The sequence below is a fragment of the Frigoribacterium sp. MCBA15_019 genome, assembly GCF_001864945.1.
Taxonomy (GTDB): domain Bacteria; phylum Actinomycetota; class Actinomycetes; order Actinomycetales; family Microbacteriaceae; genus Frigoribacterium.
Window position 1 is genome coordinate 835,466 of record NZ_MJGS01000001.1, and the last position, 9,694, is coordinate 845,159.

Below are 9,694 nucleotides of genomic sequence, written 5' to 3' on the forward strand. Positions count from 1 at the left end.
CGCCCTTTCTCCTGTTTCGACGTCGAGATGATCCGTGGAGTCTACGCCAGTGTCTCCGGCGGGCCTCTCGACGGTCACGGGGTGAACCGTGCTCCGGCGACGGCCATTCCCGGCGCCCCCGGGGGCTGCGGCGAGCGCCCGGGGCGAGGGCTCCGAATAGCATGACGACACCCGTCGGGCGGACGACGGGCACGCTCGCCGAGGAGGCCGACCATGAGCCACCCCGAGCGCGCACGCGACCACCCCCGGGAGGCGCGGGTCGCCGGTCGCTGGCACCGCGCCTCCCCGGGTCGTCGCCTCGTGGGCGTGCTGGGCGCCCTGGTCGTGGCGTCCACGCTCGTGGCCGCCGGGGCGGTCTCGGTGGCTCCGCACTACGGCGACGGCCGCCCCTGGACGGGGCTCGCGGTCGACGACCTCAGGCGGTCGCCGGACGCGACCGGCTGGACGCTCGACCTGGCGGCGACGCTCGCGCCGGACGCGCCGCGTCGGTGCCTGAACTTCTGGGCGTCCCCGGCGGTCGACGGACTCGTGGCGGTCGGCACCTCGGTCGACCTGGACTTCGGCGACGCGTTGGGCGCGCCGGCCTGCCGCTCGTACGCGTCCGAGGCGGACTCGAGCCTGATCGGGCTGGTGGAGACGGCCACGGGGAGGGTCCGCTGGGTGCACGACCTGGCCCGTGACGTCCCCGACACCGACGCGCTGAGCATCCCCGCGACGCAGGTCGTCCCCTCGGCCGGTCGCGTGCTGGTGCAGACCCAGACCACGGGGGCGACCGTGCTGGCCGCCCTCGACCTGCGCGACGGCTCGCTCGTCGAGTCGACCCGCGGCCGGCGCGACCTGCCCAGCGTCAGCGTCGACTCGCGGGGCCCCCTGCAGCTGCGCACGTTCTCGGGCATCGCCGGGTCGGGCGATCGGTACCAACTCGTGGAGGCCTCGCGTCTCGCCGACCCGGTGTGGGAGGGCGGGGTCGACTCGGGCAGTTCGCCGGCGCTGCTGAACGACGGCGCCCTCGTGTCGCGGGGCGGCGAGACCGTGTTCGTCGACGCCGCGACGGGACGGGAACGACCGTTCGCGGCGTCACCGGACGAGATCGCCGTGCCGCCCGTCGGCTCGTCCGTGACGACGGACGACGGGCGCCGCGTCGTCGCCTTCGGCATCGAGCGCACCCGCGCGAACGGCACCGTCGAGGCCCTCGACGACGACGGTGAGGCCGTCTGGAGCCGTCCGACCGGTGGACGCCGCCTGGCGGTCACGCCCTCCTGCGTGATCGTCGTCACCGGAGGCGACACGGCGGCGGAGTGCCTCGACCCCCGCGACGGCACGGTCCGCTGGACGACCGACCTGGGCGCCCCGTTCGCGGTCGAGGCCGTGCCGGGTCAGCGTGCGGCCGACGTGTTCGTCGTCGTGCAGCGATCGGGTGGGTCACGCCTGCTCGCCCTCGACGGCGCCGACGGGCACACCCGCTTCAGCTCGTCCGTCGGACTGCTCGACGACCTCGCGGCGGCGGGCCGCTCGGTGCTCTACCTGCAGACGGACGACGGTCGCTCGTCGGGGCGGGACGTGGCGGCCCTCGACCTGGACGACGGCCGACCGCTCTGGGCGACCTCGACGTCGGGCACCGTGGCGTTCTGGGGCGGTCATCTCGTGCGGATCGACGAGCAGGGGGTCGCTCGACGGCTCGTCGACACCGCCCGCGTCGGGGCGACGTCGTGAGACCGGGACGCCGGCTCGCGGTGGCCTACGCCGCCGTGGTCCTGGCCGCACTCGCGACCACGGTGCTCGTCGCGCCGACGCAGCCCGAGTACGGCGCCGACCCACCCTGGCAGGGCGTCACGGTCGACGACCTCCGGCAGGAACCGGGCACCACCGGGTGGCGGGTCGACCTGCGGGCCGCCCTCGCACCCGAGGCCCCGGCCGAGTGCCTCCGCTACCGGGCCACACCCGTCGAGCAGGGGCTCGCGCTCGTGAGCGCCGCCGGGGCCTGGACCTACGGCTTCGCCAACGACGGCGACTGCGCCACCCCGACCCAGGGAGTCGGCACGCGCATCGGCGCGCTCGACGTCGACCGCGGTGCCTTCCGTTGGGTGCACGACGTCGCGGACGACCTCGACGGGCTCGGCCTGACCGGCCCCGCCCTCGTGTCGTCCGTGACGGCGGTGCCCGAGGCGGGACTCGTGCTCGTCCGGGCGGCGGTCGACGGCGAGCAGGTGCTGGCGACGCTGTCCCTCGAGACCGGGCGTCCCGTCGAGGTGGTCGAGACCGGCTCGGCCGGTGACGGGGACCAGTTCCAGACCGTCGGAGCCGTGGTGGTCACGGGACGGCAGCAGGGCGTCGGCGGCGTCTACCGCTACGACCTGCGCGACGCGCGTGACCTCGACCGGGTGGTGTGGAGCGGGACCGCCTCGACCACGGGCGTCGCGCTCGCCCTGAGCGACCGGCTCGTCGTGGCCCGGGCGGACGGCTCGGTCCAGGTCGACCTGGCCACCGGCGTCGAACGCCCCTGGGGCGCCCGACTCGACCGGCTGATCGGCTACGTCGTCCACGACGACGTCGTCTACGCCCCCCGAGGAGGCGCGGCCACGGGACGCGGGGACGCGGGCTTCGTCGCGTTGACCGCCGGCGGCGAGCGCCTCTGGAGCTCGGACCGGGACGTCCGGGGCGGCTACTCGGTGACGAGGTCGTGCCTCGCCGTCACCGACGTGCGCTCGCGGACGGTGACGTGCCTCGACCTCGCGACGGGAGACGTGCGGTGGACCGACCCGGCGTCGAGCTCGTCCGCCCTCGAGGGCCTGCCCGGCCAGACCGACGACCGCCTGTTCGCGACGGCGACCGCCGCGGGCCCCGGCCCGGTCGTGGTCCGCGCGCTCGACGGGTCCACCGGCTCGGCCGGCGCCCGGGTGTCGCTGCCCGACGGAGCCGTCCTCGCGGCGGCCGGCCGGACGGTCGGCTACGCGCTGGCGTACGGCAGCTCGGGCGGGCGGTCGACGCTCGTGGCGTTCGACCTCTCGAGCGGGCGCACCCTCTGGCAGCACGCCGCGCAGCTCCAGGTCTACGCGTGGGCGGGGCGCCTGGTCGACGTGGACGTCGACGGGGTCGCCCGCGAGCTCGTCTCGCCCGAGCGCCTGGCGGTCCCGACGGGCTCGGGCGGTGGGTGACGCCACCACCGGCCCCGTTCGAACACGTGTTCGAATCCGACGTAGGATGACGGCATGAGCATCCCCTTCACCGCCTCGCTGCTCGACGGCCTGTCGGACGGTCCCGACCTCGCGCCGCTCGTCGGGCGCGTCGACCACCTCGACCTGGGCGAGGGCGCCTGGCTCGACGTCGTCCCCGGCTGGGCGTCGAGTTCCGACGCCCTCTTCGAGCGTCTCGTGACCGACGTGCCGTGGCGGGCCGATCGACGGCAGATGTACGACCGGGTGGTCGAGGTTCCGCGGCTGGTCTCGTCCTACGGCGCGGGCGACCCGCTACCCGACCCCGTGCTGGCCCGGGCTCGGGACGACCTCAACGACTACTACGCGCACGAGCGCGGCGCCCCCGTCGAGCAGCGATTCGACCGGGCGGGGCTGTGCTTCTACCGGACGGGCGACGACAGCATCGCCTGGCACGGCGACAGCGTCGGGCGCACGATCGACCGCGACACGATGGTGGGCATCCTCTCGCTCGGGGCGCCGCGCACGCTCGCGGTCCGGTCCCGGTCCACCGGCACGACCAGGCGGTTCCCGCTCGGCCACGGCGACCTGCTCGTCATGGGGGGCAGCTGCCAACGGACCCACGAGCACGCCATCGCGAAGACCAAGAAGGCCGTCGGTCCCCGCATCAGCGTGCAGTTCCGACCGGTGTGGCCCACCTGACCCACCCCTGACGAGCCCCTCCGCCGCGCGGACCGTGAGGCCGTCGCTCGTATGCTGTGCACACGATCGACGACGAGGTGGACGAGAATGCCGGCAACCCGTGACGACGTGGCGCGTCTGGCAGGCGTCTCGTCGAGCACCGTGTCGTACGCCATCAGCGGGCGACGGACCATCTCGGCCGCCACGCGCCGGCGCGTCGAAGCGGCGATGGCCGAGTTGAACTACACGCCGAACGCGTTCGCCCGGGGGCTCGCCGGCGCCCGGGGCGGGATCCTCGCCCTGCACTACCCGTACGGGCGCCGCGGAGTCACGTCGTCCGAGTTCGAGTACGTGGCGGCGGCCACCGACCGGGCGAGGCGCCGGGGCTACCACCTGCTGCTGTGGTCGAACCCGATCGACGACGTCGAGGGACTCGGCAGCCTCGTGAGCGAGGGCCTGGTCGACGGGGTGATCCTGATGGAGCTCACGGCGCGCGACGACCGCGTCGCCGTGCTGTCGCGGTCGCGCCTGCCGTTCACGAACATCGGGCGCCCCGACGACGTCGAAGGGCTCTGGTTCGTCGACGCCGACTACGACTCGCTGGCTCGTCAGGCGGTCGACCACCTCGCCGACCTCGGTCACCGACGCGTGTTCTTCCTCGGACAGAGCATCCGGGCCCCCGAGCGCGGGTCCGGTCCGCTCGACCGGACGACGAGGGCGCTGGTCGGCCCCGTCGGCGAGAGGGGCCTGACGCTCGAGACGCATGCGGCGGACGACTCCGTCCCGGGTGGCCGCCGGGCCTTCGACGCCTTCGTCGCCTCGGCAGCCAGGCCGACGGCGGTGCTCGCCTTCAACGAGATGGCGCTCGCCGGCTTCGTGCAGGCCGCGGCGGCGGCCGGCCGGTCGATCCCGGACGACCTCACGGTGGTCGCGCTGAGCATCGGCGACCTGGCCGCCGAGATGACCTCACCCCCGCTCACCACCGTCAACCCGCCCGGCGCCGACATCGCCGCCGCCGCGGTCGACGACCTCGTCGACCGCATCGAGGGTCGACGCCACGACGCCCCCCACGTCCTCGTGGCACCACGTCTCGTCGTGCGGGGCACCTCGGCCGTCGCTCCCCCGAACGGACCACCTAGCAGACCCGGTTGCGCGCCTCCTGCGAGTGTGTGACACTCATCGTCGACGCGCGTCGACGACGACGTGCGGCGGACGATCACCCCGACAGCACGGGCCGTCCGCTCTTGCGACTCAATGAGGAGACACCAATGCGAGCATCCCTGCACCGCCGCTTCACGGGCCCCCTGGCCATCCTGGCGGCGTCGAGCTTCCTGTTGGCCGGATGCTCCGGCACGGCCGACCCCAACGACCCGAACGCCGGAGGCGCGGGTGCCGGGGACGTCGGAACCGCCGACGGCGTCGTCAACGTCTACGGCACCATCAACGGCGACGAGGCCACGCTCCTCGAGCAGTCCTGGGCCGACTGGGAAAAAGCCAACGACATCGAGATCAAGTACACGGGCGACAAAGAGTTCGAGAAGCAGATCGGCATCAAGGTCCAGGGTGGCGACACCCCCGACCTGGCGATCTTCCCCCAGCCCGGCCTGCTGGCCGACACGGTCGCGTCCGGCAAGGTGCAAGAACTGCCCGCCGACGCTCTGGCCAACGTCAAGGAGGGGTGGTCCGAGGACTGGCAGAAGTACGGTCAGGTCGACGGCAAGCAGTACGGCGCCCCCCTGATGGCCAGCGTCAAGGGCTACGTCTGGTACTCCCCCGCCAAGTTCGAGGAGTGGGGTGTCGAGGTCCCCAAGACCTACGACGAGCTCGTCGCCCTGTCGAAGACCATCCAGGAGAAGACCGGCGGCCCCTCGTGGTGCGCCGGCTTCAACTCGGGCGAGGCCTCGGGCTGGCCCGGCACCGACTGGGTCGAGGACCTCGTCCTGCGCGAGGCCGGTCCCGACGCCTACGACTCGTGGGTCGCGGGTGACACGAAGTTCACCGACCCCGAGATCAAGGCCGCCTTCGACTCGGTGGGCGACATCCTGCTCGACCCGAGCCTCGTGAACGCCGGCTACGGCGACGTCAAGTCGATCAACTCGACCGCCTTCGGCGACGTCGCGACGAACGTGGCGAACGGCAGCTGCGCCCTGACCCACCAGGCCTCGTTCTTCGAGGGCTTCCTGACGGCCGCGAACAACGCGAGCGGTCAGCCGGCGACGGTCGCCGAGGACGGCGACGTCTGGGCCTTCCTCACCCCGCCGATGAAGGAGGACGACCCGGCAGCCGTCACCGGTGGTGGTGAGTTCGTCGCCGCGTTCTCGAACGACGACGACACCGCCAAGGTGCAGGCGTACCTCGCCAGTGCCGACTGGGCCAACAGCCGCGTCTCCCTCGGCGGCGTCATCTCCGCGAACAAGGGCCTCGACCCCGAGAACGCCGGCAGCGACCTGCTCAAGGGCGCCGTCGAGATCCTCCAGGGCACCGACACCACCTTCCGCTTCGACGGTTCCGACCTGATGCCCAAGTCGGTCGGCTCCGACAGCTTCTGGAAGGGCATGGTCGACTGGATCGACGGCACCGACACCGACACGGTGCTCGACGAGATCCAGGCCGGCTACACCTCGTAACACCCGCGCCACGGGGGCCACCGCACGTCGGTGGCCCCTGACCCCGCGCCCGCTCGCCACCCCGCTCGCCACCCCGGGTGACGGCGACCGGCCGCGTCTTGCTCGGACCCGAACGTGAAAGGACAGAGATGTCCAGTTTCTTCCAGTGGCTGGCGGGAATCCCGCCCCTGGCGCAGATCCCCTTGATCCTCGTCGCCTTCACCGCCCTCGTGGCCGTGGTGCTCGTCTTCGTCGAGTTCGCCCCCCGCCGAGGCCCGCAGTACACGATCATCCGACTGGCCGTCTGCGTGGTCGTCCCGGTCGTCGTGCTGCTGGCGTTCGGCCTCTACAACTCGGTCATCTGGGTCGCCGCCATCGCGGCCGTCCTGGGCGGCGGCCTGTTCCTGCTCGACTACCGCTCGAAGCGCGGTGCCGGGTACTCGCTGCAGTTGATCGCCTTCATGGCACCCGCGGTCTTCTTCTTGATCATCGGGCTCATCTACCCGACGATCACGACCGCCGGCCAGGCCTTCATGAAGAACGACGGCTCGGGCTTCGCCGGCCTCGACAACTTCGTCTGGGTGTTCACGAGCCCCGACGGCCTCACCGCCTTCGGCAACACGCTGATCTGGGTGCTGCTCGCCCCGATCACGGCGACCGCGATCGGTCTCGCCTACGCCGTCTTCATCGACAAGAGCCGGGGAGAGAAGTTCCTCAAGCTGCTCGTGTTCATGCCGATGGCCATCTCGTTCGTCGGCGCCTCGATCATCTTCAAGTTCTTCTACGACATCCGCCAGGGCGAGCAGATCGGTCTGCTCAACGGCATCCTCGTCGCCTTCGGCGGTCAGCCGGTCGACTGGCTGGGGCTCGAACCGTGGAACACGCTCCTGCTCGTGATCGTGCTGATCTGGACGCAGGCCGGGTTCGCCATGACGGTGCTGTCGGCCGCGATCAAGGGGGTTCCCGCCGAACAACTCGAGGCGGCGTCGCTCGACGGCACCAACGGGTTCCAGGCGTTCCGGCACATCACCGTCCCCGGCATCCGCACGACGATCATCGTCGTGCTCACGACGATCTCGATCGCGTCGCTCAAGGTCTACGACATCGTCTCGGCCATGACCGGCGGACGCAACGACACGACGATCCTCGCGTTCGAGATGGTCCGGCAGTTCCAGCTCGGCAGCCGCACCGGCTACAGCTCGGCGCTGGCCGTCATCCTGTTCGTGCTGGTGCTGCCGATCGTGATCTACAACGCCCGTCAGATCCAGAAGCAGAGGGAGATCCGATGACCGCCACGCCCACCCCGGTCGGGGTCGCCGTCACCCCGCGCACCGAGAGCCAGCTGAAGCGCGGCGTCGCGAAGATCGAGAACTCGAGCGGCAAGCTGAAGAAGGGCTCGACGAGCCGCGGCGCGACCATCGCCGCGCTGATCATCGCCGTGATCTGGACCCTGCCCACGGCCGGCCTGTTCATCTCGTCGTTCCGCCCCGCGAACGACATCAAGACCACCGGCTGGTGGACCGTCTTCGCCAACCCGGGGTTCACGCTCGACAACTACGTGAACGCCCTGAACTCGGGCGACAGCCTCACGCTCGGCAAGGCGTTCCTGAACTCGCTGGTGATCACGTTGCCGGCGGCGCTCATCCCGATCACGATCGCGAGCCTCGCGGCGTACGCGTTCGCGTGGATCGACTTCAAGGGACGCAACACGATGTTCGTGCTGGTCTTCGCCCTGCAGATCGTCCCGATCCAGATGGCACTGGTGCCGTTGCTCCGCCTGTTCTCGGACGGCCTGCGCATCGGTGGCCTGTACATCCTGCCGGGGCTCGGCGTGAACGGCCTCGACGGCTCGTTCGCGAAGGTCTGGATCGCGCACACGATTTTCGCGCTGCCGCTGGCGATCTTCATGCTGCACAACTTCATCTCGGAGATCCCGGCCGAGGTGATCGAGGCCGCCCGCATGGACGGCGCCGGTCACGGGCAGGTGTTCTTCCGCATCGTGCTGCCGTTGTCGATGCCGGCGATCGCCTCGTTCGGCATCTTCCAGTTCCTGTGGGTCTGGAACGACCTGCTCGTGGCCACCGTCTTCACGTCAGGTCAGGGACTGCCGATCACGAAGGCCCTGCAAGACCTCTCGGGGTCGTACGGCCAGTCGTGGGAGCTGCTGACGGCCGGCGCGTTCATCTCGATCATCGTGCCGCTCATCGTGTTCTTCGCCCTGCAGCGCTTCTTCGTGCGCGGCCTGCTGGCAGGTGCCACGAAGGGCTGACCCACCACGCAGGACACGAGACCGCCCGGCGCGAGCCCGGCGGTCTCGTGCCGTGTCGGGTCGTCTCGTGCAGTGGCCGGAAACGAAGAAACCGCCAGGCGAGAGCCTGGCGGTTTCTTGTCGGTGCTGGTGGTGACCCCAACGGGATTCGAACCCGTGTTACCGCCGTGAGAGGGCGACGTACTAGGCCGCTATACGATGGGGCCGTATTTGCAACTCGTCGAGTATGCCACACCCCGCGAGTCCGTCACAAATCGAGACACCGGCGCGTCGAGATCGACCCACTCGACGCGCGTACAGTCGCTCTCATGCGCCTCACGAAGCTCGAACACGCCTGCCTGATCCTCGAGAAGGACGGGCGCAAGCTCGTCGTCGACCCCGGGTCGTTCACGGCCCCCCTGATCGACCTGCACGACGTCGACGCCGTCGTGGTCACCCACGAACACGCCGACCACTGGACCCCCGACCAGCTGACCCACCTGCTCGCCACGAACCCCGACGCGACCGTCTACGGCCCGGCGGGCGTGGCCACGGCCGCCGAAGGTTTCGACGTGCACGTCGTCGCCGACGGCGACACCGTCGAGGTCGGCCCCTTCACGCTCGCGTTCCACGGCTCGCGCCACGCGGTCATCCACGAGAGCATCCCGGTCATCGACAACGTCGGCGTGCTCGTCGACGGCTCGCTGTTCTACCCGGGCGACCAGTTCACGGTGCCGCCGGTGCCGGTCGACGTCCTCGCGACCCCCGTCGGCGCACCGTGGCTCAAGGTGGCCGAGGTGATCGACTACGTCGCGGCGGTCAAGCCCCGACTGGCCTTCCCCACCCACGAGCAGACCCTCTCCGCGCCCGGACTCGCCATGCACTTCGACCGCATGAAGGCCTCCGCGCAGTCGGTCGGCGGTGATGCCGTGAAACTCGAGGCCCACGAGTCGCTCGACCTGTAGGCCCACCGACGACGGGCACTCCCCCGACGACGAACCGCCCCT

8 protein-coding genes and 1 tRNA gene are annotated in these 9,694 nt (G+C 71.2%); 8 read left to right on the plus strand and 1 reads right to left on the minus strand.

Annotation, left to right across the window (positions count from 1 at the left end):
- Positions 1 to 213 precede the first annotated feature (213 nt).
- The 7 genes from BIV04_RS03955 to BIV04_RS03985 all read left to right on the plus strand — a co-directional run bounded on the left by BIV04_RS03955 (position 214) and on the right by BIV04_RS03985 (position 8,708).
- Complete coding sequence (locus tag BIV04_RS03955; protein ID WP_071254256.1) at positions 214 to 1,713, plus strand: PQQ-binding-like beta-propeller repeat protein; 1,500 nt, start codon at positions 214 to 216, stop codon at positions 1,711 to 1,713.
- Positions 1,710 to 3,155 carry a PQQ-binding-like beta-propeller repeat protein gene (locus BIV04_RS03960; RefSeq protein WP_143048532.1) on the plus strand — a complete coding sequence of 482 codons (1,446 nt, stop codon included), beginning with the start codon at positions 1,710 to 1,712 and terminating at the stop codon, positions 3,153 to 3,155. Before BIV04_RS03955 ends, BIV04_RS03960 begins: the two co-directional genes overlap by 4 nt.
- Before the next feature lie 54 nt (positions 3,156 to 3,209).
- Complete coding sequence (locus BIV04_RS03965; protein ID WP_071254260.1) at positions 3,210 to 3,854, plus strand: alpha-ketoglutarate-dependent dioxygenase AlkB; 645 nt, start codon at positions 3,210 to 3,212, stop codon at positions 3,852 to 3,854.
- An 87-nt stretch (positions 3,855 to 3,941) separates the two neighbouring features.
- On the plus strand, positions 3,942 to 5,006 hold the full coding sequence (locus BIV04_RS03970) for a LacI family DNA-binding transcriptional regulator (RefSeq protein WP_071254262.1): 1,065 nt from the start codon (positions 3,942 to 3,944) through the stop codon (positions 5,004 to 5,006).
- A gap of 95 nt (positions 5,007 to 5,101) precedes the next feature.
- Positions 5,102 to 6,460 (plus strand): ABC transporter substrate-binding protein, encoded by a 1,359-nt coding sequence (locus BIV04_RS03975; RefSeq protein WP_043593965.1) that lies wholly within the window; start codon positions 5,102 to 5,104, stop codon positions 6,458 to 6,460.
- 128 nt (positions 6,461 to 6,588) lie between these two features.
- Entirely contained in the window at positions 6,589 to 7,728 is a 1,140-nt protein-coding gene (locus tag BIV04_RS03980) for a carbohydrate ABC transporter permease (RefSeq protein WP_054145643.1), read from the plus strand.
- A complete protein-coding gene (locus BIV04_RS03985) occupies positions 7,725 to 8,708 on the plus strand; it encodes a carbohydrate ABC transporter permease (protein ID WP_054145644.1) in 984 nt (327 codons plus the stop codon). The genes BIV04_RS03980 and BIV04_RS03985 overlap by 4 nt, the downstream gene beginning before the upstream one ends.
- A gap of 130 nt (positions 8,709 to 8,838) precedes the next feature.
- Here BIV04_RS03985 and BIV04_RS03990 read toward each other — a convergent pair.
- Positions 8,839 to 8,914 (minus strand) — tRNA-Glu (locus BIV04_RS03990).
- Positions 8,915 to 9,016: 102 nt separating this feature from the next.
- Here BIV04_RS03990 and BIV04_RS03995 point away from each other — a divergent pair.
- Complete coding sequence (locus BIV04_RS03995; RefSeq protein ID WP_071254264.1) at positions 9,017 to 9,652, plus strand: MBL fold metallo-hydrolase; 636 nt, start codon at positions 9,017 to 9,019, stop codon at positions 9,650 to 9,652.
- Positions 9,653 to 9,694 lie beyond the last annotated feature (42 nt).

Excerpts from the sequence above, each read along its gene's own strand:
- BIV04_RS03955 (WP_071254256.1), top strand. The coding sequence starts at position 214 with ATGAGCCACCCCGAGCGCGCACGCGACCACCCCCGGGAGGCGCGGGTC.
- BIV04_RS03965 (WP_071254260.1), top strand. The coding sequence starts at position 3,210 with ATGAGCATCCCCTTCACCGCCTCGCTGCTCGACGGCCTGTCGGACGGT.
- BIV04_RS03970 (WP_071254262.1), top strand. The coding sequence starts at position 3,942 with ATGCCGGCAACCCGTGACGACGTGGCGCGTCTGGCAGGCGTCTCGTCG.
- BIV04_RS03975 (WP_043593965.1), top strand. The coding sequence starts at position 5,102 with ATGCGAGCATCCCTGCACCGCCGCTTCACGGGCCCCCTGGCCATCCTG.
- BIV04_RS03980 (WP_054145643.1), top strand. The coding sequence starts at position 6,589 with ATGTCCAGTTTCTTCCAGTGGCTGGCGGGAATCCCGCCCCTGGCGCAG.
- BIV04_RS03985 (WP_054145644.1), top strand. The coding sequence starts at position 7,725 with ATGACCGCCACGCCCACCCCGGTCGGGGTCGCCGTCACCCCGCGCACC.
- BIV04_RS03995 (WP_071254264.1), top strand. The coding sequence starts at position 9,017 with ATGCGCCTCACGAAGCTCGAACACGCCTGCCTGATCCTCGAGAAGGAC.